Origin of the sequence: Lentzea sp. CA-135723, from assembly GCF_050936595.1 — a bacterium.
GTDB lineage: Bacteria > Actinomycetota > Actinomycetes > Mycobacteriales > Pseudonocardiaceae > Lentzea.
Genome location: NZ_JBNJMK010000001.1, coordinates 7,050,639 through 7,077,251, shown reverse-complemented (window position 1 = coordinate 7,077,251; position 26,613 = coordinate 7,050,639). Strand labels below are relative to the sequence as shown.

The following is a 26,613-nucleotide window of genomic DNA, read 5'->3' as shown; positions in this document are numbered from 1 at the left end:
CGGATGCTCTTCAGCGACCGAAGAGCATCCGCGCCAGGCGCAGCATCTGCTTGCCCGCCATGGACGACCGGTCGAACGTCGCCATGTTGATCAGCGACTTGAACTTCAGCTTCGTCACGGCCTTGGCGTAGGTGAACTCGCGCAGCCCGTCCTCGCCGTGGATGCGCCCGAACCCGGAGTCCCCGACCCCGCCGAACGGCAGCCCCGGGATCGCCGCGTAGGTCAGCACCGAGTTGACCGACACCATCCCGACCCGCAGCTCCGCGGCCAGGTCCTCCCCGCGCGACTTCGAGAACACCGCGGCCCCCAGCCCGTACCTGGACTGGTTCGCGAGCCGCACGCCCTCCAGCGCGTTCGGCACCCGGTTGATCACCACGGTCGGCCCGAAGGTCTCCTCGGTGACCGCCAGCGAGTCCTCCGGCACGTCCGTGAGCACCACCGGCTCGACGTACGGCGGCCTGATCGACTCCGGCCCGCCCACCACGGCCTTGCCACCGCGGTCCAGCGCGTCCTCCACGTGCTCGCGGATGATCTCCACCTGCGACGGCATGGTGATCGGCCCGAGGTTCGCGTTCGGCTCCCCACCGGGCTTGAGCTTCTTCGCGCGCTTCACCAGGACCTCGGTGAACGCGTCCGCGACCTCCTCGGCCACGTAGATCCGCTCCACGCCCGCGCACGTCTGCCCGGCGTTCGACACCGCGCCCCAGATCGCGGCCTCGGCGGCGGCGGTCAGGTCGGCGTCCGAGTCGACGATCAACGCGTCCTTGCCACCGCACTCGACCAGCACCGGCGTCAGCGAGACGGCCGCGGCCGCCATGACCTTCTTGCCGGTCCGCGTGGACCCGGTGAACGCGATCTTGTCGACACCGGCGGACACCAGCGCCGCGCCCGTCTCACCGAAGCCCGTGACCACCTGGAACACCGGGTACTCCGGCACCGCCTCGGTGAACGTCGACGCGAGGAACGTGCCGACGCCCGGCGTGAACTCCGAAGGCTTGAACACCACGGCGTTGCCGGCCGACAGCGCGTACGAGATGGAACCCATCGGCGTGTGCGCGGGGTAGTTCCACGGCCCGATGACGCCGATGACACCCAACGGCCGGTACTCCACCGACGCGCTGTGGTTGAACATCAGCATTCCCGACGACACACGGCGCTTGCCCAGCACACGGCCTGCATGACGCGCGGCCCAGTGCAGGTGGTCCATCACCAGCGCGACCTCGACGCGGGAGTCGTCGGCGGGCTTGCCGGTCTCCGCGCTGATCAACGCGATGAACTCGTCGGTGCGCTGCGAGAGGATCTTGCGCCACGCGTCGAGCTTGGTCTTGCGCCCCTCGAAACCCAGCCCCGCCCACCACGCGGCGGCCTCCCTGGCGGACGACACCGCGTCCTCGACCTCTTCGGCCGTGTGGATCGGGTGGTGCGCGACGACCTCGCCGGTGCGCGGGTCCAGTGAAGCGAACCGCCGCTGCTCGCCATCGGCCGAAAGTGCGCTGTCCGAAGCGGTCTGCGTCATGGTGCTCCTCCGGTACTCGCCAGTAACCTCGACACTAACGCGTACTCGAAGAACTTTCAGCCCCCGCCTGGCCCCGGCAGGGGGACGTCAGGGCTGGGGCAGCGAGGGAAGAACCGCCTTGGCGAACGTCTGCGCCGCCGCACAACGGTCAATCCCGTTCTCCTTCGAGGCCGCGACCGTGAACTCCACGATCTCACCCGCGTCGGACTGGTCCTTCGTCCGCACCACGACGAGCTCGCACGTCGGGAACGGACCGTCCTTGAACGCCTGGTAGGCCTTCAGCCCACCGAGGTCGACCTCGACCGACTTGGAGTCGAACTTGCCGTCCGCGGGGATGCGCGCCGTCTTGACATCGATCTGCATCTGCGCGCTCTGCCCCGTCCACGAGCACTGGTGCAGTCCGAACGGCAGCGCGCGCGGCGAGGCGCCGAGCACCGGCGAGAGCACCGACCGCTCCACGATCGCGCACGGGTCGACCTCGACCGGCGAACCCTTCGGCGGGCTGTACTTCTGCGGGTTGCCCTTGAGCTTGCGGACCGCGCCCTCCAGCACCTTGCGGCCGGGCTCGCACGCGTCGCCGCCGTCGTTGCCGACACCGATCTGCACCCGCACGGCCTGCGCCGGGTTCTCCATCGTGACGGCCGAGATGAAGCACGCGGAGGCGTTGAGCTTCTGCTCGCCGCTCTTGAGGCCCGCGATCTGCTTGGTCGCGTTCTTCACCTCGGTGGACGTCAGCGTGTAGCCGATGTCCAGCGTGACGTTGAGCGTCTTGCCCGCCTTGTCCTTCATGTAGTTGGAGCAGCGCGTGTAGGAGCTGCTCGTGTACTTCGACGGCGTGCCGACCGTCTGGAGGACTTCCTTCTCGATCAACGCGCACGGGTTGACCAGCCGCAGCCGTTCCGCGGCGAACGCGGGGTCGACCGGCTTGCCCGCCTGCGACGACGGCTTGGTCGACGGGTCGGTCGTCGTGGTCGCGTCCGCACCCGCCTGCACGGTGCGGCGCGGCGAGTTGGTCTTGGCAAGACCCGGCCCGGTCGCGCAGCCGGCCATCAGCAACGCGGCGGCGGCGACCACAGCGGTGGCACGAAAACGAGGCACGACGTGCACGGTAGCGGCCTTTGCGGGCGTTTGTGGGCGGTACCCCGAGTTACCCCGTGGCACATGTCACGCAGCGCTACGGGAACGATTCAGAAGATCAACGCGATGTACAGGGTGAAGACCCCGACCAAAAGGAGAGACGTGTTCAACCGCATTCGCCGCGCCTTCAGCTGGCTCGACGCGTGGACGATCGAGGCCTTCAACCCTGTTTATCCCGGTCGTCCCCAGTCATAGCTCCTTGAGCGGCTCTTTGTCCGTGTCCGCGAACTGAGGCCGCAGCGTCGCCCAGGCCGCGAACGCCGCCGACAGCACCACCATGGCGATGCCGGCCCACAGGTTGATGTTGACCCCTTCGGCCTTCTTCAGGTCGTCGTCGGACGTGAAACCGAGCCCGATGACGACCAGTACGACGCCGTACAGGCCGAAGAGGAAAGCGATGATCAGTCGCAGGTCGAACAACCTCATGGCGGCCTCCCTCAGCCGAAGACGAAGTAGAGAACGGTGGTCAGGGCCAGCACACCGCCACCGAGCAGTGCGGGCGAGCGGTACCAGCCCGCGTCCTCACCGGTGGTGGAGTGCGCCCTGTCCTCCTTGGGCGTCAGGCTGTAGACCAGCCCGCCGAGCTCGCTGTCCGGCTTCGGCCTCGTGACGAGGCTGACCGCGAAGCTCACCACGATGTCGACCGCGAACGCGAGGCCGGCGCCGAGGAAGCTCGCGCCCTGGCCGGGCAGCTGCAACCACTCGATGCCGAACGACGGCTCCGAGATCGCGTAGATGAAGATCGCGGTGAACGTGCCCGCGAGCAGGCCGACCCAACCGGCCGTCGGCGTCATCCGCTTCCAGAACATGCCCAGGATGAACGTCGCGAACAGCGGCGCGTTGAAGAACGAGAACAGCGCCTGGATGTAGTCCATGATGTTGGACCCGCCGAGCGACGCCGCGATGAACGCCGTGCCGATCGCGAGGATGCACGCACCGACCGTGGCCAGGCGTCCGACGCGCAGGTAGTACTCGTCAGGACGGTCCTTCTTCACGTAGTCCTGCCACAGGTCGTACGTGAAGACGGTGTTGAACGAGCTGACGTTCGCCGCCACACCGGCCATGAAGCTCGCCAGCAGACCCGTGATCGCGATGCCGAGGATGCCGTTGGGCAGAAGGTCGCGCATCAGCAGTGGCAGCACGTTGTTGTAGACGACGCCACTGCTCGTGTCGCCGGCCTTCAGCTGCGCCATCTCCGGCACGACCACCGCGGCGATGATGCCGGGGATGATGATGATCGCCGGGATCAACGCCTTCGGGTACGCGCCGATGATCGGCGTGCGCTTGGCCGCGGACATCGACTTGGCGCTCATCGCGCGCTGGACCTCGGCGAAGTTCGTCGTCCAGTAACCGAACGACAGCACGAAGCCGAGACCGAACACCAGACCGACAACACTCCACACGGGACTGTTGATACCGGTGAGCTCCGTGGCGGGCCAGGCGGACAGCTGCTCCTGGTCGGTCACCTTCTCGACCAGGCCCTGCCAGCCGCCGACCTTGATCAGGCCGATGATCGTCAACGGCGCGAGCGCGGCCACGATGACGAAGAACTGCAGCACCTCGTTGTAGATGGCGGCACTAAGACCACCCAACGTCGTGTACGCGAGCACCACCAGGGCCGCGACGCAGATCGACACCGGCAACGGCCACCCGAGCAGCGCGTCGATGATCACCGCGAGCGCGAACAGGTTGATGCCCGCGATCAGGATCTGCGCGACGGCGAAGCTGATGGCGTTGACGAGGTGCGCGGGCTTGCCGAAGCGGCGGCGCATGAACTCGGGAACGCTGCGCACTTTCGAGCCGTAGTAGAACGGCATCATCACCAGACCGAGGAACACCATCGCGGGGATGGCGCCGATCCAGTAGTAGTGCACGGTCGCCATGCCGTACTGCGCGCCGTTCGCCGTCATGCCCATCAGCTCGAGGGCACCGAGGTTCGCGGAGATGAACGCGAGACCGGTGACCCACGCCGGCAACGACCGCCCGGACAGCAGGAAGTCGAGGCTGGAGGAGACGGATCGTCGTGCCATCACGCCGATGCCGAGAACCACCACGAAGTAGATCAAGAGCAACGCGTAGTCGATCGGCCCCGCGTCGAGCCGCAGGTCCGCCTCGGCCAAGATCGACACCGTCCACCTCCCAAAGACTTCAAACAAAGTCGAACATCAACGACCAGGAGAGGACATTACTCCAGGTGCAGCGGGACTTACCCGGTGTTGATGATCACCAAACCACGGCGTGACCTGGGTCGCTCAGTGAAGTTCGGAGGCGGGGAAATCGGGTGCGCGGAACCGCCCTCGCAGCCGAGACTGGCCGAGTGGACGCAGAGAAGCAGGTGGCCTGGGTGTGCGCGATGTGCCGTGCCGTCATCACGCCCACCACCTGCGGCGACGTCGGCTGCGAACGCCACCGCGACAGCGAGGTGCTCTGCGGCACTTGCCGCCTGCGACCGGACTGGGAGGCGCTGCCCCGGGCCGTGCGGGACGAGGTCGGCGCGATGGCCGAGACCACGAGTCCGATCCGGGCCGGCTACCTGCTGATGGGACTGGACGGCCACCGGCGCCGGCCCCTGGAGTACATGATGATCACCTCCTACGGCTACCGCGCGAGCAGGAGGTCGTGTTCGTGCCCTGAGACCGACTACGGGCACGTGAGATGGACGTGTCCGTCGTGCGACCGGCCGCTGCTCGGCTGCGACCACGACCGGGGCGAGACCTGCGGACCGTGCCTGTCCGCACCGGCGTGGGACGCGTTGCCGCAGGCCTGGCAGGACGAGATCGCCTGGATGGTCGGCGCGGGCGACCTGACGTCCGCGGCCCATCGGCTGCGCGACCTGGACGAGAACCGGCTCGACGCGTTCGACTACGTCCTCATGACGGTCCACGTCCAGGGACGCTGACCAGATGACCGACACGAACCCTGCTTGCGACATGTGCGGTTCGACGGCCCGCGCAGCAGTGGGACGACCACGCGTTCTACGTGCTGTGCGCGCGCTGTTCGCTGAAGTACATGACGTGGCCGTGCCCGGACTGCGCCGAGGTGCGGCACGGCGTGCGCGCGAACGAGGGCCGGCCATGCCGGAACTGTGCGACCGCACGGGCGTGGGCGGCGGTGCCCCAGGACACCCGCGACGAGGTGCACCGCGTGGTCGCCGAGCAGAACGCGGTCAAGGCCGTCGCGCGGGTGCGTGAGCTGACCGGGTGCGAGATGGACGAGGCGATGCTGCTCCTCGACCGGCTCAGGCCGAGGAGCTGAGCGCCGTCAGAACAGGCGGAACTCGTCCGGTTCGATGCCGCGCAACGCGTCGTAGTCCAGCACCACGCACCGGATCCCGCGGTCCTCGGCCAGCACCCGCGCCTGCGGCTTGATCTGCTGCGCGGCGAACACGCCCTGCACCGGCGCGAGCAGCGGGTCGCGGTTCAGCAGGTCCAGGTACCGGGTCAGCTGCTCGACGCCGTCGATCTCGCCGCGCCGCTTGATCTCCACGGCGACCGAGACGCCCGCGCCGTCGCGGCACATCAGGTCGACCGGGCCGATGGCGGTCGGGAACTCGCGCCGCACCAGCGTCCAGCCGTCGCCCAGGGTCGTGACGTGCTCGGCGAGCAGCTTCTGCAGGTCGGCCTCGACGCCGTCCTTCTGCAGGCCGGGCTCCGGGCCGAGCTCGTGCTTGGAGTCCTGCAGGACCTCGTCGAGGGTGATGATCAGCTTCTCCCCCGCCTTGTTCTGCACCGTCCAGATGTCCGGGTCCTCGATCAGCCAGCAGGGCGGGCTCATCCAGTTCAGCGGCTTGTAGGCGCGGTCGTCCGAGTGGATCGAGACGGAACCGTCGGCCTTGATCAGCAGCAGGCGCTGAGCCATGGGCAGATGGGCGGTGAGCCGGCCTACGTAGTCGACCTTGCAGCGAGCGATGACGAGACGCACCGCGACAGGCTACGGGGTGCGTCCAGAATCCGGACGTTAGGTACGGTCCGTGGCGTGGAGAACGTCGGCACCCGAGAGGTGTACGCAAACCCGTGGATGACGGTCCGCGAGGACGAGATCCGGCGCGCTGACGGTTCGAACGGCATCTACGGCGTGGTCGACAAGCCCGACTTCGCGCTGGTCATCCCGCTCGACGGCGAACGCGTGCGGCTCGTCGAGCAGTTCCGCTACCCGATCGGCCTGCGCCGCTGGGAGTTCCCCCAGGGCACCGCGCCCGACCGCGCGGACTCGGACCCGCTGGAGCTCGCCCGCCGCGAGCTGCGCGAGGAGACGGGGCTGCGGGCCGGCCGGATGACCGCGCTCGGCCTGCTCGACGTGGCGCCCGGCATGTCGTCGCAACGCGGCCGCGTGTTCCTCGCGACCGAGCTGACCGAGGGCTTCCACGAGCGGGAGCCGGAGGAGCAGGACATGCGCTCGGCGTGGTTCCCGCGCGCGGAGTTCGAGTCGATGATCGCGAAGGGCGAGATCACCGACGCCCAGTCGATCGCCGCCTACACGCTTCTCCTCCTGCACGAGCACTCCCAGCCCTAGTTCCTAGTTCTGGCAGCCCTGGAACGCCGTCCGGTAGCTCTGCGGTGAGGTGCCGGCGATCCGCTTGAACCTGTCGCGGAACGCCGTCGCCGACCCGAACCCGACCCTGCTCGCGATCAGCTCCACCGGTTCCCGGGTCGTCTCGAGCAGGTGCTGTGCCTGCCGCACGCGCGTCCGGTGCAGCCACTGCAACGGCGTGGTGCCGGTCTGCTCGCGGAACCGCCGGTTCAGCGTGCGCGTGCTCATGCCGGCCTGCCGCGCCAGGTCCTCCAGCGTGAGCTCCCGCGCCGTGTTGGCCTCCATCCACCGCAGCAACGGTTCGAGCTCGACCCCTTGCGGCGCAACGGGTGGCGTGACGATGAACTGCGCCTGCCCGCCTTCGCGCTCCAGCGGCATCACGGCCAGCCTTGCCGCGTCGGCGGCCACCGCGGACCCGTGGTCCCGCCGGATCATGTGCAGGCACAGGTCGAGCCCCGCCGCCGCGCCCGCGGACGTCAGGAACTGCCCGTTGTCGACGTAGAGCACGTCCGGGTCGACCTCCAGCGCGGGGAACCGCGCGGCCAGCTCCTCCGCGCCCAGCCAGTGCGTGGTCACCCGCAGGCCGTCGAGCAGCCCGGTCGCCGCGAACACGAACGCGCCCGTGCAGATGGACGCGATCCGCGTGCCTCGCCGGGCGGCCGCCAGCAACGCGTCGATCAACGGCCGCGGGATCTCCAGGCGGGGGTCGTGGCCGGGCAGCACGATCGTGTCCACTTCGGACAGCAACTCCAGGCCGTGCGGGACTTTGATCTCGAAGCAGCCCGCGTCCACCGTCCTCTTGGGACCGCAGACGCGCACCCGGTACCGCCCGACCCAGTTGAACGCGTCGACCGGTGTCGCGAAGTCGAACGGGACGACGCTGTCCATCGCTACCACTGCCACCTCGTGCACGTCCACCACCGTAGCTGGCGAGAATCCGTTGGAACATGGCATTCCAGCCAGTTCCCGACGGATTCCGGCCGACCTACGGTTTTGATCACCGAAACCCGTAGGAGTCGCAGTGAAAGCTCAAGTGGTGTTGTTCGACGGCTTCGACCCGTTGGACGCGATCGGCCCGTACGAAACGCTGACGGCGGGCGGCGTCCAGGCCGAACTGGTGACGGCCGAAGGTGCGCGCGAGGTGCCGGCGGGCATGAACCTGTTGTCCCTCAAGGCGACCGCGCGGCTGAGCCCGGACGCCGACCTCATCGTGCTGCCGGGCGAGGCGACGCTCGACGAGGCAGCGATGCTCGCGCGGTTCAGCACGCTCGCGGCGACGCTCACCCCCGTGCTCCGGGAGACGAAGGCGATCATCGCCACGGTGTGCGGCGGGTCGTTGCTGCTGGCCGCGACCGGCCTGATCAAGGGCCGCAACGCCACCACCAACCACCTCGGCCTGCCCGCGCTGGAGGCGATGGGGGTGAACGCGATCAGGGCGCGCATCGTGGACGACGGCGACCTGGTGACCGCCGCGGGCGTCAGCTCGGGCATCGACCTGGGCCTCTACCTGCTGGACCGCGAGGTCGGCGCCCAGCAGGCCTGGCAGGTCGAGGAGCTCTTCGCCCACGAACGCCGCGGCACCGCGTGGAGGGCGGCGTGAGCAAGCTCTTCCTGTCCCTGCACGTCCTGGCGGCCATCATCGCGATCGGCCCGGTCACCGTGGCCGCCAGCATGTTCCCGAAGGCCGTCACCACCCCCGGCAACCCCGAACTGCTGCACCGGATCTGCCGCGTCTACGCCCTGATCGGCATCTCCGTGCCGGTGTTCGGGTTCGCGACGGCGGGCGTGATGGGCGTGACCGGCCACCCCTGGGTGATCGTGTCGATCGCGCTCACCACCGCCGCCGCGTTCGTGCTGGCGTTGAAGATCCTTCCCGGCCAGGAGAAGGCGCTCAAGACGCGCGACACCAAGCACCTCGCCATGTACACGGGGATCTTCAACCTGTTGTGGGCCACCGTGACCGTGCTGATGATCCTGCGGCCGGGTTCGACGACGGGTGCCTAGCGGTCCGCCACCGGCCGCACCACGACCTCGTTGACGTCGACGATCTCCGGCTGCGAGATCGCGTACGCGATGGCGTCGCCGATCGCCGACGCGGGCAGCGCGTTCTTGCGGTACTCCGCCATGAACGACGCCGCGTGGTCCTCGGTGATCGTGTCCGCGAGCTCGGACTGGGTGACACCGGGCGAGATCACGGTGACGCGCAGGTCGTCGCGTTCCTGGCGCAGCCCCTCGGACAGCGCCCACACCGCGTACTTGGTCGCGCAGTACACCGCGGCCGTCGGCGTGACCAGGTGCGCGCCGACCGAGGCGACGTTCACGACGTGCCCTCCGCCGGTGAAGAGCGGCAGCACGGCGGCGATGCCGTTCAGCACTCCCTTGATGTTCACGTCCACCATGCGGTCCCACTCGTCGACCTTCAACGAGTCCATGAGGGACAACGGCATCACGCCCGCGTTGTTCACCAGCACGTCGACGTGGCCGTACCGGGCTACCGCCGCGTCCACGAAGGACTGGAAGGACTCGCGCGAGGTCACGTCCAGCGGCGCGTACCCGGCACCGATCTCGGCGGCGAGCGCTGCCAGGCGGTCCTCCCTCCGCGCACCGAGGAACACCCTGTGCCCCGCAGCGGCCAGAACGCGGGCCGTGGCCTCGCCGATACCGCTGGAAGCTCCACTGATCAGAACGACTTTGCTCATGGCCACAACACTCGGCGCGGAACCCGAGGCCCACCAGGACGCCTTCTCCCCAGGTGTGGCACACCCAGGCAGAGAGCAACGCGGGCGCATAGGCTCGCAAGCATGCTCGGCGAGTTCCTGAAAGCACACCGCGCCCGCGTCAACCCCCAGGACGCGGGCCTGCCGAGTCACACCCAGCGCAAGGTCAAAGGCCTGCGGCGCGAGGAGGTCGCGGTGCTCGCGGGGGTGAGCGCCGACTACTACGCCCGCCTCGAACAGGGCCGCGAGACCAACCCGTCGGCGCAGGTCCTCGACGCTCTCAGCCGCGCGCTGCGGCTCGACACCGATGCCCGCGCGCACCTGCACCGCCTCGCCGGCGTCGTGGCGGACGAGGGCCACGCGACCGTCGAGGTCAGTCCGGAACTGCGGCAGCTCATCAGCGGCATGCACGACATGCCGGCGTTCGTGATGAGCTCCTACCTCGACGTGCTGGCCACGAACGCGCTGGCCGACGCCCTGTACGAGCCGTTCGCGCCCGCCGACAACCTGGCCAGGATGGCGTTCCTGGACCCCGCGGCCACGAGCTTCTACCCGCGCTGGAACTGGGTCGCGCAGAGCACGGTCGGCAACCTGCGCCTGACGGCCGACCCGAACTCGGCCCGGCTGGGGCGGATGGTCGCGGAACTGCGCCGGAACCCGGTGTTCGCGGAACTCTGGGAGAACCACGAGGTGCGCGGAAAGACCCAGGACGCCAAGGAGTTCGTGCACCCCGCGGTCGGCCGGCTCAAGCTGACGTACCACTCGTTCGACGTCCGCGAGGCCCCCGGCCAGTTCCTCGTGATCTACCAAGCAGAACCGGGCCCGAACGCCGACGCTCTGAAGCTCCTCGCGACTAGTCGGGCCACACGGGCGGCCGCTTCTCCAGGAACGACGCCCGTCCCTCTTTGGCTGACGGCGACTGCGACGTCTCGGCCATGACCGACAGCGCGATCTCGTACCCGTCGATCTCGGGCCGGTCGAGCTGCGCGTAGATCGTCCGCTTGCCGATGGCCTTCGACGCCCGGCTCCCCCGCGTGGCGCGCGCCAGCAGGTCGTCGGTGGCGGCGTCCAACTCCTCCGCGGGCACGGCCCGGTTGATCAGCCCCCACTCCACCGCCGTGGGCGCGTCGATCACGTCCCCGGTCAGCACGAGCTCCATCAACCGCTTGCGCCCGATCGACCGCGCCACCGGCACCGCGGGCGTGTGGCAGAACCACCCTGCCTTCCCGCCCGGCAACGAGAACCCGGCCGTGTCCGCCGCCACCGCGAGGTCGCACGACGCCACCAGCTGACACCCGGCCGCCGTGGCCAGCCCCTGCACCCGTGCGATCACGACCTGCGGCGCGGACTGGATGGTCTTCATCAGCACGGTGCACAGCTCCAGCAGCAGCCGCACACCTTCCTCGTCCCGCGCGTGCACGTCCGCGAAGTCGTGCCCGGCGGAGAACACCGGTCCCTCGGCGGCCAGCACGATCCCCGCCGCGTCGGACGTGCGCGCCTCGCGGAACGCGTCGAGCAGCTCGGTGAGGTGTTCCGCGGACAGCGCGTTGCGCTTGGCCGCGCGGTTCATCGTGATCCGGACGACGGACCCGTCCCGCGAAACGTCAACCATTCCGCGACACTAAGGCCCTACGCCAGCTCACGCACCTCCCGGATCACCGTGACGATCTCGTCCATGATCTCGGTCAGCTCGTAGTCCTTGGGCGTGAACACCCTGGCCACGCCACGTTCGCGCAGCTTGGCGGCGTCGTCGGGCGGGATGATGCCGCCGACGATCACCGGGATGTCCCCGGCACCGGCCGCGCGCAGGCCGTCGACCACCGCCGGCACGACCTCGAGGTGCGAGCCGGAGAGGATCGAGAGGCCGACGACGTGCACGTCCTCCTGCACGGCGGCCGCGACGATCTGCGACGGCGTGAGGCGGATGCCCTGGTAGACGACCTCGAAGCCGACGTCGCGGGCACGTACGGCGACCTGTTCGGCGCCGTTGGAGTGACCGTCGAGGCCGGGCTTGCCGACCAGCATGCGCAGGCGTTCGCCCAGGTCCTCGCCGGTCGTGCGGACGCGGTCGCGCACGCGGGCGATCTCGGAGCCCGCCTCACCGGACGCGGAAGCACCGGAAACGCCGGTGGGAGCGCGGTATTCACCGAAGGTCTCGCGCAACGCCTGGGACCACTCGCCGGTCGTCACACCCGCGCGGGCGCACGCGAGCGTCACCTCGACGAGGTTCTGGTCGGTCTTGGCGGCAGCGCGCAGGGCGTCCAGAGATGCTTCTGCCGCAACGTTGTCGCGCGCCGAACGCCACTGCTGGATCGCCTCGACGGCGTGCAGCTCGACGATCGGGTCGATGGTCTCGATGGCGTTCGCGCCCTCTGCCTGCAACGGCGACGGCTCGGTCGTGTCGAACTTGTTGACGCCGACCACGATGTCCTCGCCCGCCTCGACGCGGCGACGGCGATCCGCCAGCGAGGACACCAGGTTCGACTTCATGTAGCCGGACTCGACGGCCGCGACGGCACCGCCCATCGCCTGCACGCGGTCGATCTCCTCGCGCGCGCCGGCGAGGATCTCGTTGACCTTCGCCTCGATGACGGGCGAGCCGTCGAAGATGTCGTCGTACTCCAGCAGGTCCGTCTCGAACGCCAGCACCTGCTGCATGCGCAACGCCCATTGCTGGTCCCACGGCCGTGGGAGGCCCAACGCCTCGTTCCACGCCGGCAGCTGGATAGCGCGCGCACGGGCGTTGCGGGACAACGACACCGCGAGCATCTCCAGCACGATGCGCTGGACGTTGTTCTCCGGCTGGGCTTCCGTGAGGCCGAGCGAGTTGACCTGCACGCCGTAGCGGAACCGGCGGTGCTTCGGGTTCTCGACGCCGTAGCGTTCCAGCGTGATCTCGTCCCACAGCTGGGCGAACGCGCGCATCTTGCACATCTCCTCGATGAACCGCACACCGGCGTTCACGAAGAAGGAGATGCGGGCGACGACCTCACCGAACTTCTCCTGCGGCACCTGACCGGAGTCGCGCACGGAGTCCAGCACCGCGATCGCCGTGCACATCGCGTACGCGACCTCCTGCGCCGGCGTCGCGCCGACCTCCTGGAGGTGGTAGCTGCAGATGTTGATCGGGTTCCACTTGGGCACGTTGGAGACGGTCCACGCGACCATGTCGGTGATCAGCCGCAGCGACGGCCCCGGAGGGAACACGTACGTGCCGCGGGACAGGTACTCCTTGATGATGTCGTTCTGCGTCGTGCCGGCGAGCGCCGACGGGTCAGCGCCCTGCTCCTCGGCCACGGTGACGTAGAGGGCGAGCAGCCACATGGCCGTCGCGTTGATCGTCATCGACGTGTTGGCGCCGCCGAGCGGGATCTCGTCGAAGAGCTGCCGCATGTCGCCGATGTGGCTGATGGGCACGCCGACCTTGCCGACCTCGCCCTTCGCGAGCTCGTCGTCGGGGTCGTAGCCGGTCTGCGTCGGCAGGTCGAACGCCACCGACAGACCCGTCTGCCCCTTGGCGAGGTTCCGGCGGTAGAGCGCGTTGGAAGCGGCGGCCGAGGAATGGCCCGCGTACGTGCGCATCACCCAGGGGCGGTCGCGCTCACGGTCAGCCGGATACGGCACAGCAACCTCCCACAACGTCGTTCAACGGAGCGTACTGGCCAGTAACCGGGGCTGCGCGTGCGCTTGCTCACTGAATCGAGCCCGCTGAGAGCATCATGGGGAGGTGACGGGGATTTACCAGACGGTCGTCGTGTTCGCCGTGCTCGGGCTGCTGGCGTTGACGTTGAGGTACTTCGCGGGCAACGACAAGCGGCCCGTGCCGGACCTGGACGGCACGGACTTCGGGCTGCTCAGCGAGGTCGCGGTGGTGCCGACGGAAGAGGCGGCGAACGTCCTCGTGCAGAAGCTCAAGCGCAACGGCGTGCGGGCCACGCGTTCGAGAAACGCGCCCTACCAGGTGATGGTGTTCCCGGCGGACGTCCCGAACGCGCGGCTCGTGCTCAAGAGCTGACGCGCTCCACGTCGGCGCCGAGCTTGCGGAGGTTCTCCACGAAGCCGGGGTAGCCGCGCTCGATGTGGAAGATCTCGTACACCTCGGTGGCCCCGTCCGCGCACAGACCGGCGAGCACGAGGCCCGCACCAGCGCGGATGTCCGAAGCCCACACCGGCGCGCTGGACAGCTTCTCGATGCCGCGGATGACGGCGTGGTGGCCGTCCGTGCGCGCGTCGGCCCCGAGCCGGATCATCTCGTCGATGAAGCGGAACCGGGACTCGAACAGGTTCTCCGTGATCATCGACGTGCCCTCGGACACCGTCGACAGCGCGATCGCGAACGGCTGGTTGTCCGTGGCGAAGCCGGGGTACGGCAGCGTCACGAAGTCGACGGCCTTGGGCCGCCCCTCCATGACCACGCGGAACCCCTCGTCCTCACCCTCGTAGACGGTGACCTCGGCCCCGGCCATCCGGAGCTTCTCCAGCACGAGGTCCAGGTGGTGCGGGTTCACGCCGCGCACCCGCACGTCACCGCGCGTCATCGCGGCGGCGAAACCCCAGGTGGCGCCCACGATCCGGTCGCCGATGACCCGGTGCTCGGTCGGCTTGAGCTCCGTGACGCCGTGCACGGTCAGCGTGGACGTGCCGGCGCCGTCGACCTTCGCCCCCATCTGCGTGAGCATCAGGCAGAGGTCGACGATCTCCGGCTCGCGGGCGGCGTTGTCGATGACCGTCGTCCCGTTGGCGAGCACCGCCGCCATCAGGATGTTCTCGGTCGCCCCCATGCTGGGGAAGTCCAGCCAGATCTGCGTCCCGTGCAGCCCCTCGGCCTCGGCGACGATGCACCCGTGCTCGATCCACGTGGTCGCCCCGAGCTTCTCGAGCCCGCTCTGGTGCATGTCCAACGGCCGCGACCCGATGGCGTCGCCACCCGGCAGCGCCACCACGGCCCGCTTGCACCGCCCCACCAGCGGCCCGAGCACGCAGATGCTCGCCCGCAGCTTGCCCATGGCCTCGGAGTCGGCCCGGTGGCTCAGCTGCGCGGGGGTCGTGATCCTGGCCACGTCACCCTCGAGCTCGACCTCGCACCCGAGGCTGCGCAGGGCGTCAGCCATCAAGGGCACGTCGAGGATGTCCGGGCAGTTCGTGATGGTCGTAGTGCCCTCAGCCAACAGAGCAGCGGCCATCAACTTGAGCACGCTGTTCTTGGCGCCGACGACATCGACCTCGCCGACCAACCGTGCGCCACCGTGTACCCGGAAATGCTCACTCACACGGCAATCCTACGTACGGCCATAGAGTGGCGAACATGGCGGTACACCTCACCAAGATCTACACGCGCGTGGGCGACGACGGCACCACAGGCCTGGGCGACTTCACCCGAGTCCCCAAGACCGATCCGCGCATCGAAGCCTATGCGGACGTGGACGAGACCAACGCGTCCCTGGGCGTGGCCCTGGCCCTCGGCAACCTGGCCGAAGACGTCCACGAGGTGGTCCGCAAGGTCCAGAACGACCTCTTCGACGTGGGCGCGGACCTCTGCACCCCGATCGTCCCCGACCCGAAGTACCCACCACTGCGCGTGACCCAGGCCTACGTGGACCGCCTGGAAACCTACTGCGACACTTTCAACGAACGCCTGGGCAAACTCGACTCGTTCATCCTGAACGGAGGCACCCCAGGAGCAGCCCTCCTGCACCAGGCCCGCACCATCGCCCGCCGGGCAGAACGCCGAGCCTGGTCCCTCCTGGAAGTGGCCCCGGACCAGACGAACGTCCTGACGGCGAAGTACCTGAACCGCCTGTCCGACCTGCTGTTCATCCTGGCGAGGGTGGCGAACCCGCACGGCGACGTCCTGTGGCAGCCAGGCGGCAACGCCTAGCCACGCTGACGCAGGGGTCCCCTCGGTTTCAGGCTCCCCCGCGACCCAACGTACCGACCAGGTCCGACAGTCCGGACACGCGAGGAGAGCGGCGGCGAGGCGGGTAGGCGGGGTGGACCTGGCGGACAAGGCGGGGGGCGGGGCGGACAGGCAGGGCCAGGCGGCAGACGGGCCAAGCGGCAGACGGGCCAAGCGGGCCAGGCGGCAGGCGAGCGGCAAGCAGGGCGGCGGCAGGCAGGGCGCGAGCGCGTAAGCGGCAGGCGGGCACGGGCGGCCAGCTCGCGGTGCCAACCACAGCCGCCAACGCAGCCCGACCACACGCAAGCCAGTCGCGCGGACCCAACCGCAGTCGTCAACGCAGGCCGACCACGCACGCAGGCCCGGCGCTCTCTCAACTGCAGTCGTCAGCGCAACCCAACCACGCACGCAGGCCAGGCGCGCGCACCCAACCGGATAGCCGTCAACGCAAGCCAACCATCTACGAGTCCTGGCACGCGAAGCCGCAGGCGAGCCCGAACGGGCTGATCCCACTCCGGTCAGCGGTCGGACCCACCGACTGCGATTGGGGCTTGACTTTGGGTGCGAGGTTCTACCACTAGTGGCTCGGCCGGGCCTCTTTTCAGCCCGGCCTTTTCCGGTCCGACAAGCACCTCGCAAGGGCCCCGAAGTCAAGCCCCAATCGCCACCCACGCGCTTCGTCACGACCCGCGCAAGCACCCTCGCAACCGCAGCCCAACCAGCAGAACGCGACCAACCCCCACCACAACAGGAACCCGAAACCAAAACGACCCGCCGGAGAAACCCCCGACGGGTCGATCAAATCAAGAAGCCCAGGGAATCGTCCGCCCCGGCGGCGAGGACTCCAACCAGGACAAGAACCCGGTCAAAGCATCCGGCCCCATGGCGATCTCGACCTCACCGGAAGCGGACCGGCACCGCAGCACCGTGGCCCCCACCGGCATCGCGTAGGCCTCAGGCCCGGTCGGCTCCCGCCGGGCGTCGATCTCGAGCCCGTCCCGGGAGATCAGCTCGTTCGGCCCTGACCCGAGCGACAGCACCCGGAACCAGGCGAACGAATCGCCCCGGTAGTGCCCCACGCCGAGATGCCACCCGCGCCCGCGGTCGTCGAACGAGCTGCGCAGGGCGACGTGCACGCCGCCCTCCCGCAACAAGCGGATCCGGCGCCAGGCGAAGTAGGCGATGACGATCGCCACCCCAAGAAGGATCAGGCCGGCAATCTCGGTGATCCCCACGGCTGCGGCCTCGTGCCCGGTCTCAGGCCGACTGTTCCACGGCCCGCACGCGCGCTGCCGCACGTGCGCGCTCTGCGTCGTCCGCGTCCTGCAGGGCGGTCCGCGCCGCGTCCACGTCGATCTCGCCCGCGAGCTCGGCGTCCTCGGCGAGAATCGATACGCCGGTGCCGGTCACGGAGAGGAAGCCACCGTGCACCGCCGCGGTGACCAGGCCACCGTCGGTCGTGCGCACGCGCACCACGCCACCCTCGACCAACTGGCCGAGCACGGGCTCGTGACCGGGCAGGATGCCGATCTCGCCCTCGGTGGTCTGCGCCGAAACAGAGGTGGCCTTACCGGACCACAAACGGCGTTCAACGGCGACCAGTTCAACGGTCATCTCGGCCACGCGTATCTCCCTCGTCGTCTGGAGTCGAACTGAGTCTAAACGGTCGCCTGACGACCTTGCCGCCCCGCCCGGTGTCAGCACGTCCGACGGCCACCAGAAGATGGACCGCAGGACTTCGAAGACTTCGCGGCGTCGCGCACGCAGGCTCTGTCGCGCATCGCCTGCCTGCTGTGCGGCGGCGGCAAAAGTGCCACCGGGGACATTCTGCCGGACGCCCTCGTGGAGAGGTACAGCAAGTGGCCGCATCGACGCCTCTCCGGAGGCCCGGTGGGCGAAGTCACATCGCCCGCAGGGCGTCTCCAGCCCGGTCCGACTGCGCCGGCAACAGCTAGCCGTGCCAGGAACGCCACAGCGTCGCGTACGTGCCGTCCCTGGCCACCAGGTCGTCGTGCGGTCCCAGCTCCACGACGCGGCCCGCGTCGACGACCGCGATCCGGTCGGCGTCACGTGCGGTCTGCAGCCGGTGCGCGATCGCGATCACCGTGCGTCTCTCCCGCACGGCCGCGATCGCGCGCTCGGCATGTCTGGCCGTCGCCGGGTCTAGCGAGGACGTCGCCTCGTCCAGCACCAGCGTGTGCGGGTCGGCGACCTCGACGCGCGCCAACGCGAGTTGCTGCGCCTGTGCGGGATCCAGCTCCACACCGCCGGCGCCGAGCCGCGTGTCGAGCCCCTCGGGTAACTCGTCGAACCAGCGCGCGCCGACCAGCTGCAACGCCCCGAGCAGCTGCTCGTCGGGGGCGTCCGGCGCCGCCATCGCCAGGTTCTCCCGGACCGTGCCGATGAACACGTGATGTTCCTGCGTCACCAGGACGATCCGCTGCTCGCCCGCGGCGGCCAGGTCCGCGACCGGCACCCCGCCGACGAGCACCGTGCCCTCCGACGGCCTGTCGACACCCGCGATCAGCCTGCCCAGCGTCGACTTGCCCGCGCCGGAGACGCCGACGATCGCCAGCCGTTCTCCCTGCTGCACCACGAGGTCGACGCCGTGCAGCACCTCGTGGCCGTCCACATAGGAGTACCGGACGCCGCGCGCCTCGATGCGGTCGTCGGCGGGCTCGCGCACCTCCGGCGGCGCTTCGCCGTGCGCACCGATCCCCTCGATCCGCGCGAACGACGCTCCAGCGCGTTGCAGGAACTCGATCCAGAACATGATGCGGTCCATCGGTTCGACCAGCCGCCACACCCAGAGCACCGCCGTGACGACGACCTCGAGCCGCACCCCGTCCTGCGCGTAGAAGAAGCCGCCGACGAGCAGCACGAGGACGGCCGGCACGACGTTCAGGAACGTGGTCGCGGGGAACAGCACGTTCCGCAGCCGCAACGTCCGCATCCGGGCGTGGAACGACCGTGCGATCGCGCCGTCGGCGGCCGAGACCATCCTGTCCCGCAGTCCGTACGTCTCGATAGTCCGGCTGCCCTCGCCGACCGCCGCGGAGATCTCGGCGACGTCACCGGCGGTCTCGCTCTCGACGAGGTACGCCTCGCGCGCACGGGTGAGGTACCAGCGCGTCGCCCACACCACGAGCGGCATCCCGGCCAGCGACACGAGGCCCAGGACCGGATCCAGCCAGAACACCGCCACGAACACCACGACGAGGTGCACGGCACCCGTGAGCACCTCGGGCACGCCGTCCCGCAACGCCTGGCCGACCACGCCGACGTCGGCCGTCACGCGGGTGAGCAGGTCGCCAGTGCTCAGCCTGTCGACCACCCGCGCGGGCAACGCCAGCGTGCGCGTCACCGCCTCCTCCCGCAGCGACGCGAGGAACCGCTCACCGAGCCGCGCCGTCAGCAAAGCGCTGTACCGCACCAACAACAGGTGCGCCACGGCGGCGCTGAGCACCCCGAGCGCGAGCCCGTCCACAGTGGACAGCGTGAGCGTGCCCGCCTCCACGCCGCCGACGATCTTGCCGAGCAGGTAGGGCCCGACGAGCGCCGACACCGCCGAGAGCGCCGTCATCAGCAGCACCACGGCCAGCGCGGACCGTTCGCCGCGCAGCAGCCGCGCCGCCGCCTGCCGGACCTCACGCCGGTCCGCGACCGGGAGCCTCGTGATCATCGGCTCTCCTCCAGCCGCACGACTTGGTCCGCCTGGCCCGCCCACAACGGAGACGACGACACCACGACCGTCGTGCGCCCTGCCCGCCGTTCCCGCACCCGCCTCGCGACCGCGGCCTCGGTGACGGCGTCCAGCGCCGACGTGGGCTCCACCAGCACCAGCAGGTCGGGTTCGCTCAGCAGCGCGCGCACGAGCCGCAGCCGTTGCCGCTGGCCGCCGGACACGTTGCGCCCCTGCGACTCCAGGTGCGAGTCGAGCCCGTCCGGCAACGCCTCCACGACGTCCACCGCGGCCGCCGCGTACAGCGCCTCGTCGAGTTCGCGGTCGAGGTGCTCGCCCACCGACACCGCCTCGCGCACGGTGCCGCGGAAGAGGTAGTCGTCGTTGTCCGCCACCACGCCGGGCAGCCGGTCGACCGCGTCCCTGGCCACCGATGCGTTGGCCGAAACGACCACCGTCAGCGCGCCGGTCTTCACGTCCAGCGGCCCGGGATCGGCGCTTCTCTCGTCCGGCTGCAACCTCAGCACGTCGATCACCCGCCGCGCCGACACGAGCGCGCGAGGGATCGCGTCCGCCCCTTCCATGAAGAACGCCACGGGCACCGTCAGCGTGGTGACGTACAGGTAGACCGCGAGCATCTCCTCGATCGTGATCGCCCCGGACACCACCATCCGCGCCACGATCCACGTGACGACGGCGAGGAACAACGCGGGCAACCCCCACGTCACCGCTTGGACCCAGCTGAGCCAGGCCGACACCCGGTACCCGTCCCGCAGCACCTCGCGCGACATCCCGCGAAACCGCGCCTCGAACGCCGGCTTCCCGCCGATGCCGGACAGCACCCGCAGCCCGCCGACGATGTCCCCGGCCCGCGAGCTCAGCTCCCCCTGCCGTTCGCGATAAGCACCTTCCACCGCGTGCAACCGCTTCAGCACCGGCCCGGTCACCAGCGCGAGCACCGGCACCCCGAGCAGCACCACGCCGGCGACCAGCGGCGAGATCCGCACCAGCAGCACCGCCGTGGCCGCGTACGCGACCACCGCCCCGACCCCGGGCCCGGTGCTCGTCAACGCGTGCGCGAGCCGAGCCGTGTCACCGTTCTGCAGGTACGTGAGCTCCCCAGTGGACAGCTTCCGCCGCACCACCCCGCCCAACCGGGTGACGTGCCGCACCACGACCTGCGCCGTCCGCAACGCGGCGTCGGTCCGCACCAACGTCATCGTCCGATGGCGAGCGATGAACACCAACGCCAGCCCCACGCCCACGAGCAAAAGGGCCCCGCACCACCACAACAGGGCCACACGGTCGCCACCCCGCAGCCCGTCCTCCACAGCCCGCGAAATCAGGTACGGCGGCACCATGAGCCCGCACATGGACAACGAGCCCCACCACGCCCCGGCGAGCACCCGCCCGCGCTGCACGCGCACGAGCCACCACAGGTACCGCCAGGGCGAGCGCAGATCCGGCACCCCGGGATCGTCGTGAGGAACATGTCGGGCCATACCCCGACCTTGCCATCACTCAGCCGCCCCCACGACCGATTTCGCCGTCAGCCCAATCGCACCAACGGCCGTAGCGCCCAACGCCGCAATGACCGCAAACGCGTAGAAACCCCACGGGTGCGCCAATCCAGCCGTGAGCAACGCACCTCCGAGGAGCGGCCCACTAATAGCACCCAACCGCCCCACGCCAGCGGCCCATCCGATGCCAGTAGCGCGGTTCTCCTCGTAAACCCGCCCCGCATAGGCATAAACGAGCACCTGCGCACTGAACACAAAGCACCCAGCCAACAACACGGCGACGTACACGCCCACACCGGGCAACTTGATGCTCAACAACGCCAAGAACACCACGGCCCCGACGAACCACCCGATGGCCGCAGGCCGGACACCGACCTTGTCCGCCACCGCGCCGGCAATCAGAAGCCCGACCACAGCACCGATGTTGAGCGTCAGCAACAACGCCAACGCCGTCCCCAACTCGTACCCGGCGCTGCGCATGATCTGCGGCAACCAGGTGTTCAGCCCGTACACCAACAGCAACCCCATGAACGAGGCCACCCAGAAGGCCACAGTGGCCTTCCGCAGCCCAGGCCGGAACAACGACCCGACGGCCTCCAATGCAGGCGCCTTCCGCACCGCCGTCTCCGGCAAATGCTTGACCATCAACGGAATCAGCACCAACGCGGGCAACGCCCCCACCACGAACAGCGCCCGCCACCCCAGCTCGGGAATCAACACGATCCCCAGCAACGCCGTGATGACGGCACCCACGTGGTACCCGGTCATGATGAGCGTGGTGGCCCGCCCACCCTGCCGAGGCCGAGCCTCGTTGACCAACGCGATAGCCGTGGGCAGACACCCGCCGAGCCCTAGCCCGGCGAGGAACCTGAGCACTCCGAACGTCACCGCGTCCGGCGCGAACGCACAGGCCAGCGTGAACACCGAGAACCCGGCCACCGCGACGATCATGACCTTGCGCCGCCCGATGACGTCGGTGATGGTCCCGATGACCAGCGCACCGATCATCATGCCGACCAACCCGGCCGTGGACACCGCACTGGCGGAGGCGGTGGTGAGCAGCTTCTCCTGCAACAGGACGGGAATCACCGTGCCGAGCACCACGAGATCAAAGCCGTCCAGCAGAACCGCAGTCCAGCAGAGCGGCAACACCCACTTGTTCACGCGCACTCTCCTCGTCGAGGTGATGCCGTGCATCGTGGGCCTCAGGGCCACGGGATCGGGAGTGCGGTTTCCATCCACCGGAAAGCTGTCGGCCACCGACAGCAGACGAGCGGGCAGCGGGACGCGGAGAGCGGGGCAGGCTGACGCAGGGGTCCCCTCGCGCGCAGGATCCCCCGCGACCCAACGTACTCAACGGGTCTGACAGTCCAGCTGGGCGCGAACGGCAAGGCGAGGCGAGACGGGTCGAGGCAAGACAGGGCAAGGCGAGACGGGTCAACGATGGCTTTAGCCGAAGGCGAGGTGTCCTTCCCTCGAGATTGGGGCAGCGGCGATGACTCAACCACGCCCGTCAAAGTCTTTGCCCCCCAACGCAACCACCGCATTGGCGGCCCGGAAAAAGCCAAAGGGCCGCCCCTCCACAGTGGAGAGACGGCCCCGAGGAAAAGCCAGACTCAGTTACCGGCCAGCTTCTTGGCGTTGGCCTCGACGTCGTCCAACCCGCCGCAGGAGAAGAACGCCTGCTCCGGGAAGTGGTCGAACTCGCCCTTGCAGACGCGGTCGAACGCCTCGACGGTGTCCTTGATCGGCACGAACGACCCGGGCTGCCCGGTGAACTTCTCCGCGACGAAGAAGTTCTGGCCGAGGAAGCGCTCGAGACGACGCGCGCGACCGACGAGGACCTTGTCCTCCTCGGAGAGCTCGTCCATACCGAGGATGGCGATGATGTCCTGCAGCTCCTTGTACTTCTGCAGGATTCGCTTCACCTCCTGGGCGACCCGGTAGTGCTCCTCGCCGACGATCGACGGCTCGAGGATTCGAGACGACGACGACAGCGGGTCGACGGCCGGGTAGATGCCCTTCTGGGAGATCGGACGGGAAAGCTCCGTCGTCGCGTCCAGGTGGGCGAAGGTGGTCGCCGGGGCGGGGTCGGTGTAGTCGTCCGCGGGCACGTAGATGGCCTGCAGCGAGGTGATCGACTTACCGCGCGTCGAGGTGATGCGCTCCTGGAGCTCACCCATCTCGTCGGCCAGCGTCGGCTGGTAACCCACGGCGGAAGGCATGCGGCCCAGCAGGGTCGACACCTCGGAACCGGCCTGGGTGAAGCGGAAGATGTTGTCGATGAAGAGCAGCACGTCCTGGTTCTGCACGTCGCGGAAGTACTCCGCCATCGTGAGAGCGGACAGCGCGACGCGCATACGCGTGCCGGGCGGCTCGTCCATCTGACCGAAGACGAGAGCGGTGTCCTGGAGGACCTCCATCTCCTCCATCTCCAGCAGCAGGTCCGTACCCTCACGGGTGCGCTCACCGACGCCGGCGAAGACCGAGGTACCGGAGAACTCACGCGCGATACGCGTGATCATCTCCTGGATCAGAACGGTCTTGCCGACACCCGCGCCGCCGAACAGGCCGATCTTGCCGCCCTTGACGTACGGGGTGAGGAGGTCGATGACCTTGACGCCCGTTTCCAGGATCTCGGTCTTGCCCTCGAGCTGGTCGAACGACGGCGCCTTGCGGTGGATGCCCCACTGCTCGCCGTCGCGGCCGAGGCCGGGCTGGTCGAGGCAGTCGCCGAGGGCGTTGAACACGTGGCCCTTGACGATGTCGCCGACGGGCACCGAGATCGCGGCGCCGGTGTCGCTGACGACAGCGCCGCGGACCAGGCCGTCGGTCGGCTGCATCGAGATGGTGCGGACGAGGTTGTCGCCGAGGTGCTGCGCGACCTCGAGGGTCAGCGTCTTGGCGACGGCCTCGAACGTGATCTCCACGTTCAGCGCGTTGAACAGCTCGGGCACGGCGTCGCGCGGGAACTCCACGTCGACGACCGCACCGATCACCCGGACCACACGGCCGGTGCGGGTGGTGGTGGCAGTAGCACTCATGTCACTCATCACTTCCTGCGCCACCGGTAAGCGCGGCAGCGCCACCGACGATCTCGCTGATCTCCTGGGTGATCTGGGCCTGACGGGCCGAGTTCGCCGCCCGGCTGAGGTTCCGGACCAGCTCCGTCGCGTTGTCCGTCGCGGCCTTCATGGCCGTACGACGGGCAGCCGACTCCGAAGCCGCCGCCTCCAGCATGGCGGAGAACAGGCGAGTTTTCACGTACTTGGGGAGCATCGCACCGAGCAGCGCCTCGGCGCTGGGCTCGAAGTCGTACACCGCGCGCGGCCCCTTGGGGGTCTCACCGGTGTACTCGACCTCCATCGGAGCGATCCGGCGGGCGGCCGGCGTCTGGACCAGCATGGACTTGAACTCGGTGTACACGATGTGGATCTCGTCCACGCCCTGCGCACCGTTCTCCGTGCCCTCCAGGAACGCCTCCACCAGCGTGTCACCGGCCTCGACGGCGTTGACGTAGTGCGGGGTCTGCGAGAACCCGCTCCACGAACCGGTGACCTCACGGCGACGGAACTGGTAGTAGCCCTGGCCCTTGCGGCCGGTCACGTACAGGACCGGCTCCTTGCCCTCGGAACGGAGAAGCTGCAGCAGCTGCTCACCGGCCCTGAGGACGTTGGCGTTGTAACCACCGCACATGCCCTTGTCACTGGTCACGACCAGCACAGCGGCGCGCTTCGGGTTCGCGCGCTCGGTGAGCAGCGGGTGGTCGAGGTTCGCCGAGGCCTCGGCCAACGCGGAGAGCACGTTCGTGATCTCGTCCGCGTACGGCCGGGAGGCCGCGACCCTGGTCTGCGCCTTCGCGAGGCGAGACGTCGCGATGAGCTCGTAGGCCTTCGTGATCTTCTTGGTCGAGTTGACCGTTCGGATCCGTTGGCGGAGCTCCCGAATCTGTGCGCCCATGGCTCAGATCACTTCTTGGTCGGCTCGGGCTTGTTGACCTTCACCGACTCCTGGCCGACCTTGTCGGCGTCGAGCGCCTTCTCGGGGGCCTCGTTGACGATGGTCGAGCCGTCGGAAGCGGTGAACTGCTTCTTGAACTCCTTGACCGCGTCGACAACGCGCTTCTGGGCGTCGTCACCGAACTGCTTGGTCTCGACGATCGAGCCCAGGAGGTCGGCGTGGTTGCGGCGCAGCGAGTCCTTGAAGTCGGCCACGAAGCGACGGATGTCGGCGACGGGGACGTCGTCCAGGTGACCCTTGGTCGCGGCGAAGATCTCGACGACCTGCTCCTCGACGGGGACCGGCGAGTACTGGCCCTGCTTGAGCAGCTCGACCAGACGGGCACCGCGGTCCAGCTGGGCGCGCGACGCGGCGTCGAGGTCGGACGCGAACGCGGAGAAGGCCTCCAGCTCGCGGAACTGCGACAGGTCGAGACGCAGCGAGCCCGCGACCGACTTCATCGCCTTGATCTGCGCGGCACCACCGACGCGGGAGACCGAGATACCCACGTTGACGGCCGGGCGGACACCGGCGTTGAACAGGTCGGACTCGAGGAAGCACTGACCGTCGGTGATCGAGATGACGTTGGTCGGGATGTACGCCGACACGTCGTTCGCCTTGGTCTCGATGATCGGGAGACCCGTCATCGAACCGCCGCCGAGCTCGTCCGACAGCTTCGCGCAACGCTCGAGGAGACGCGAGTGCAAGTAGAAGACGTCGCCGGGGTAGGCCTCGCGGCCCGGCGGGCGACGCAGCAGCAGCGAGATCGCGCGGTACGCCTCGGCCTGCTTGGTCAGGTCGTCGAAGATGATGAGGACGTGCTTGCCCTCGAACATCCAGTGCTGGCCGATGGCGGAGCCGGTGTACGGCGCCAGCCACTTGAAGCCGGCGGAGTCAGAAGCCGGGGCGGCGATGATCGTCGTGTACTCGAGTGCGCCCGCCTCCTCCAGCGCGGTCTTGACGCCCGCGATGGTGGAGCCCTTCTGGCCGATGGCGACGTACACGCAGCGGACCTGCTGCTTGGGGTCGCCCGACTCCCAGGCCTTCTTCTGGTTGATGATCGTGTCGATGCAGACCGCGGTCTTGCCGGTCTTGCGGTCACCGATGATCAGCTGGCGCTGGCCGCGGCCGATCGGGGTCATCGCGTCGATGGCCTTGATGCCGGTCTGCATCGGCTCGGACACCGGCTGGCGCTGCAGCACGGTGGCGGCCTGCAGCTCCAGGGCGCGGTTGTCGTCGGCGACGATGTCACCGAGGCCGTCGATCGGCTGGCCCAGCGGGTTGACGACGCGACCGAGGAAGCCGTCGCCGACCGGCACGGACAGGACCTTGCCCGTCCGGCGGACTTCCTGGCCCTCTTCGATCTTGTCGAAGTCACCGAGGATGACCGCACCGATGTTGCGGACCTCGAGGTTCAGGGCGACGCCGAGGACGCCGCCGGGGAACTCGAGCAGCTCGTTGGTCATCGTGCCCGGAAGGCCCTCGACGATGGCGATGCCGTCGTAGGTCTCGGAGACGGTACCGACCTCTTCCCGGCTGACCTCCGGGGAGTAGCTCGAGACGTACTTCTCGATCGCACTGCGGATCTCGTCCGACGAGATCGTCAGCTCCGCCAT

At 68.9% G+C, this 26,613-nt stretch carries 26 protein-coding genes; 8 read left to right on the top strand and 18 right to left on the bottom strand.

Features of this window, described 5'->3' with window-relative positions:
- Positions 1-10 precede the first annotated feature (10 nt).
- The 4 genes from ACQEU1_RS33145 to ACQEU1_RS33130 all read right to left on the bottom strand — a co-directional run bounded on the left by ACQEU1_RS33145 (position 11) and on the right by ACQEU1_RS33130 (position 4,782).
- Positions 11-1,516: an aldehyde dehydrogenase family protein gene (locus tag ACQEU1_RS33145; RefSeq protein ID WP_433210191.1), complete on the bottom strand. Its 1,506-nt coding sequence runs from the start codon at positions 1,514-1,516 to the stop codon at positions 11-13.
- An 87-nt stretch (positions 1,517-1,603) separates the two neighbouring features.
- On the bottom strand, positions 1,604-2,614 hold the full coding sequence (locus tag ACQEU1_RS33140; protein ID WP_433210189.1) for a hypothetical protein: 1,011 nt from the start codon (positions 2,612-2,614) through the stop codon (positions 1,604-1,606).
- 228 nt (positions 2,615-2,842) lie between these two features.
- Positions 2,843-3,079, bottom strand: a complete 237-nt coding sequence (locus ACQEU1_RS33135; RefSeq protein ID WP_433210187.1) for a hypothetical protein — start codon at positions 3,077-3,079, stop codon at positions 2,843-2,845.
- Positions 3,080-3,090: 11 nt separating this feature from the next.
- Positions 3,091-4,782, bottom strand: a complete 1,692-nt coding sequence (locus tag ACQEU1_RS33130) for a sodium:solute symporter family protein (RefSeq protein WP_433210185.1) — start codon at positions 4,780-4,782, stop codon at positions 3,091-3,093.
- A gap of 188 nt (positions 4,783-4,970) precedes the next feature.
- Between ACQEU1_RS33130 and ACQEU1_RS33125 the strand changes: the two genes are divergently transcribed.
- Together ACQEU1_RS33125 and ACQEU1_RS33120 are read left to right on the top strand one after the other, a co-directional pair.
- Positions 4,971-5,552, top strand: coding sequence for a hypothetical protein (locus ACQEU1_RS33125; protein WP_433210183.1), 582 nt, complete (start codon positions 4,971-4,973; stop codon positions 5,550-5,552).
- A 110-nt stretch (positions 5,553-5,662) separates the two neighbouring features.
- Complete coding sequence (locus ACQEU1_RS33120; protein WP_433210181.1) at positions 5,663-5,908, top strand: hypothetical protein; 246 nt, start codon at positions 5,663-5,665, stop codon at positions 5,906-5,908.
- A 6-nt stretch (positions 5,909-5,914) separates the two neighbouring features.
- On the opposite strand, the gene nucS is transcribed toward ACQEU1_RS33120, so the two are convergent.
- Positions 5,915-6,574: an endonuclease NucS gene (gene nucS / locus ACQEU1_RS33115; protein ID WP_433210179.1), complete on the bottom strand. Its 660-nt coding sequence runs from the start codon at positions 6,572-6,574 to the stop codon at positions 5,915-5,917.
- Between the two features lie 96 nt (positions 6,575-6,670).
- Between nucS and ACQEU1_RS33110 the strand changes: the two genes are divergently transcribed.
- Positions 6,671-7,165, top strand: coding sequence for an NUDIX domain-containing protein (locus tag ACQEU1_RS33110; protein WP_433211924.1), 495 nt, complete (start codon positions 6,671-6,673; stop codon positions 7,163-7,165).
- A gap of 3 nt (positions 7,166-7,168) precedes the next feature.
- Here ACQEU1_RS33110 and ACQEU1_RS33105 read toward each other — a convergent pair whose 3' ends face one another.
- Positions 7,169-8,095, bottom strand: coding sequence for a GlxA family transcriptional regulator (locus ACQEU1_RS33105; RefSeq protein ID WP_433210177.1), 927 nt, complete (start codon positions 8,093-8,095; stop codon positions 7,169-7,171).
- A gap of 109 nt (positions 8,096-8,204) precedes the next feature.
- On the opposite strand from ACQEU1_RS33105, the gene ACQEU1_RS33100 reads away from it, so the two are divergent.
- Entirely contained in the window at positions 8,205-8,783 is a 579-nt protein-coding gene (locus tag ACQEU1_RS33100; protein ID WP_433210175.1) for a DJ-1/PfpI family protein, read from the top strand.
- Entirely contained in the window at positions 8,780-9,187 is a 408-nt protein-coding gene (locus ACQEU1_RS33095; protein ID WP_433210173.1) for a hypothetical protein, read from the top strand. Before ACQEU1_RS33100 ends, ACQEU1_RS33095 begins: the two co-directional genes overlap by 4 nt.
- Here the strand turns inward: ACQEU1_RS33095 and ACQEU1_RS33090 are convergent.
- Entirely contained in the window at positions 9,184-9,882 is a 699-nt protein-coding gene (locus tag ACQEU1_RS33090; RefSeq protein WP_433210171.1) for an SDR family oxidoreductase, read from the bottom strand. The genes ACQEU1_RS33095 and ACQEU1_RS33090 overlap by 4 nt on opposite strands.
- Before the next feature lie 102 nt (positions 9,883-9,984).
- Here ACQEU1_RS33090 and ACQEU1_RS33085 point away from each other — a divergent pair, with 102 nt between their 5' ends.
- Positions 9,985-10,839, top strand: coding sequence for a helix-turn-helix transcriptional regulator (locus tag ACQEU1_RS33085; protein WP_433210169.1), 855 nt, complete (start codon positions 9,985-9,987; stop codon positions 10,837-10,839).
- Here ACQEU1_RS33085 and ACQEU1_RS33080 read toward each other — a convergent pair.
- Both ACQEU1_RS33080 and ACQEU1_RS33075 read right to left on the bottom strand, forming a co-directional pair.
- Positions 10,754-11,512 (bottom strand): enoyl-CoA hydratase-related protein, encoded by a 759-nt coding sequence (locus ACQEU1_RS33080; protein WP_433210167.1) that lies wholly within the window; start codon positions 11,510-11,512, stop codon positions 10,754-10,756. The two genes, ACQEU1_RS33085 and ACQEU1_RS33080, sit on opposite strands and share 86 nt — an antisense overlap.
- 17 nt (positions 11,513-11,529) lie before the next feature.
- Complete coding sequence (locus ACQEU1_RS33075) at positions 11,530-13,524, bottom strand: protein meaA (protein ID WP_433210165.1); 1,995 nt, start codon at positions 13,522-13,524, stop codon at positions 11,530-11,532.
- Positions 13,525-13,627: 103 nt separating this feature from the next.
- Between ACQEU1_RS33075 and ACQEU1_RS33070 the strand changes: the two genes are divergently transcribed.
- Complete coding sequence (locus ACQEU1_RS33070) at positions 13,628-13,915, top strand: hypothetical protein (protein WP_382432139.1); 288 nt, start codon at positions 13,628-13,630, stop codon at positions 13,913-13,915.
- Here the strand turns inward: ACQEU1_RS33070 and murA are convergent.
- On the bottom strand, positions 13,905-15,170 hold the full coding sequence (gene murA / locus ACQEU1_RS33065) for a UDP-N-acetylglucosamine 1-carboxyvinyltransferase (protein WP_433210163.1): 1,266 nt from the start codon (positions 15,168-15,170) through the stop codon (positions 13,905-13,907). The two genes, ACQEU1_RS33070 and murA, sit on opposite strands and share 11 nt — an antisense overlap.
- Before the next feature lie 35 nt (positions 15,171-15,205).
- Here murA and ACQEU1_RS33060 point away from each other — a divergent pair, with 35 nt between their 5' ends.
- Positions 15,206-15,778 carry a cob(I)yrinic acid a,c-diamide adenosyltransferase gene (locus ACQEU1_RS33060; RefSeq protein WP_433210161.1) on the top strand — a complete coding sequence of 191 codons (573 nt, stop codon included), beginning with the start codon at positions 15,206-15,208 and terminating at the stop codon, positions 15,776-15,778.
- 821 nt (positions 15,779-16,599) lie between these two features.
- Here ACQEU1_RS33060 and ACQEU1_RS33055 read toward each other — a convergent pair.
- The 8 genes from ACQEU1_RS33055 to atpA all read right to left on the bottom strand — a co-directional run bounded on the left by ACQEU1_RS33055 (position 16,600) and on the right by atpA (position 26,613).
- Positions 16,600-17,031 (bottom strand): DUF2550 domain-containing protein, encoded by a 432-nt coding sequence (locus tag ACQEU1_RS33055; protein ID WP_433210159.1) that lies wholly within the window; start codon positions 17,029-17,031, stop codon positions 16,600-16,602.
- Positions 17,032-17,053: 22 nt separating this feature from the next.
- Positions 17,054-17,419, bottom strand: coding sequence for a F0F1 ATP synthase subunit epsilon (locus ACQEU1_RS33050; RefSeq protein ID WP_089921576.1), 366 nt, complete (start codon positions 17,417-17,419; stop codon positions 17,054-17,056).
- 328 nt (positions 17,420-17,747) lie between these two features.
- The gene (locus tag ACQEU1_RS33045; RefSeq protein ID WP_433210156.1) at positions 17,748-19,478 is read right to left on the bottom strand and encodes an ABC transporter ATP-binding protein; all 1,731 of its coding nucleotides are present in this window, start codon (positions 19,476-19,478) and stop codon (positions 17,748-17,750) included.
- Positions 19,475-20,947, bottom strand: coding sequence for an ABC transporter transmembrane domain-containing protein (locus tag ACQEU1_RS33040; protein ID WP_433210154.1), 1,473 nt, complete (start codon positions 20,945-20,947; stop codon positions 19,475-19,477). The genes ACQEU1_RS33045 and ACQEU1_RS33040 overlap by 4 nt, the downstream gene beginning before the upstream one ends.
- Positions 20,948-20,995: 48 nt before the next feature.
- A complete protein-coding gene (locus tag ACQEU1_RS33035) occupies positions 20,996-22,162 on the bottom strand; it encodes an MFS transporter (protein ID WP_433210152.1) in 1,167 nt (388 codons plus the stop codon).
- A 452-nt stretch (positions 22,163-22,614) separates the two neighbouring features.
- Positions 22,615-24,051, bottom strand: a complete 1,437-nt coding sequence (gene atpD, locus ACQEU1_RS33030; protein ID WP_433210150.1) for a F0F1 ATP synthase subunit beta — start codon at positions 24,049-24,051, stop codon at positions 22,615-22,617.
- On the bottom strand, positions 24,044-24,958 hold the full coding sequence (locus ACQEU1_RS33025; RefSeq protein WP_433210148.1) for a F0F1 ATP synthase subunit gamma: 915 nt from the start codon (positions 24,956-24,958) through the stop codon (positions 24,044-24,046). The genes atpD and ACQEU1_RS33025 overlap by 8 nt, the downstream gene beginning before the upstream one ends.
- An 8-nt stretch (positions 24,959-24,966) precedes the next feature.
- A complete protein-coding gene (gene atpA, locus ACQEU1_RS33020; protein ID WP_433210146.1) occupies positions 24,967-26,613 on the bottom strand; it encodes a F0F1 ATP synthase subunit alpha in 1,647 nt (548 codons plus the stop codon).

Bases quoted from the DNA above. Each gene is read 5' to 3' on its own strand.
- ACQEU1_RS33120 (WP_433210181.1), top strand. From the start codon at position 5,663: ATGACGTGGCCGTGCCCGGACTGCGCCGAGGTGCGGCACGGCGTGCGC.
- atpD (WP_433210150.1), bottom strand. From the start codon at position 24,051: ATGAGTGACATGAGTGCTACTGCCACCACCACCCGCACCGGCCGTGTG.
- ACQEU1_RS33045 (WP_433210156.1), bottom strand. From the start codon at position 19,478: ATGATCACGAGGCTCCCGGTCGCGGACCGGCGTGAGGTCCGGCAGGCG.
- ACQEU1_RS33080 (WP_433210167.1), bottom strand. From the start codon at position 11,512: ATGGTTGACGTTTCGCGGGACGGGTCCGTCGTCCGGATCACGATGAAC.
- ACQEU1_RS33085 (WP_433210169.1), top strand. From the start codon at position 9,985: ATGCTCGGCGAGTTCCTGAAAGCACACCGCGCCCGCGTCAACCCCCAG.
- ACQEU1_RS33110 (WP_433211924.1), top strand. From the start codon at position 6,671: ATGACGGTCCGCGAGGACGAGATCCGGCGCGCTGACGGTTCGAACGGC.
- ACQEU1_RS33090 (WP_433210171.1), bottom strand. From the start codon at position 9,882: ATGAGCAAAGTCGTTCTGATCAGTGGAGCTTCCAGCGGTATCGGCGAG.
- atpA (WP_433210146.1), bottom strand. From the start codon at position 26,613: ATGGCGGAGCTGACGATCTCGTCGGACGAGATCCGCAGTGCGATCGAG.
- ACQEU1_RS33025 (WP_433210148.1), bottom strand. From the start codon at position 24,958: ATGGGCGCACAGATTCGGGAGCTCCGCCAACGGATCCGAACGGTCAAC.
- ACQEU1_RS33135 (WP_433210187.1), bottom strand. From the start codon at position 3,079: ATGAGGTTGTTCGACCTGCGACTGATCATCGCTTTCCTCTTCGGCCTG.
- ACQEU1_RS33145 (WP_433210191.1), bottom strand. From the start codon at position 1,516: ATGACGCAGACCGCTTCGGACAGCGCACTTTCGGCCGATGGCGAGCAG.
- ACQEU1_RS33060 (WP_433210161.1), top strand. From the start codon at position 15,206: ATGGCGGTACACCTCACCAAGATCTACACGCGCGTGGGCGACGACGGC.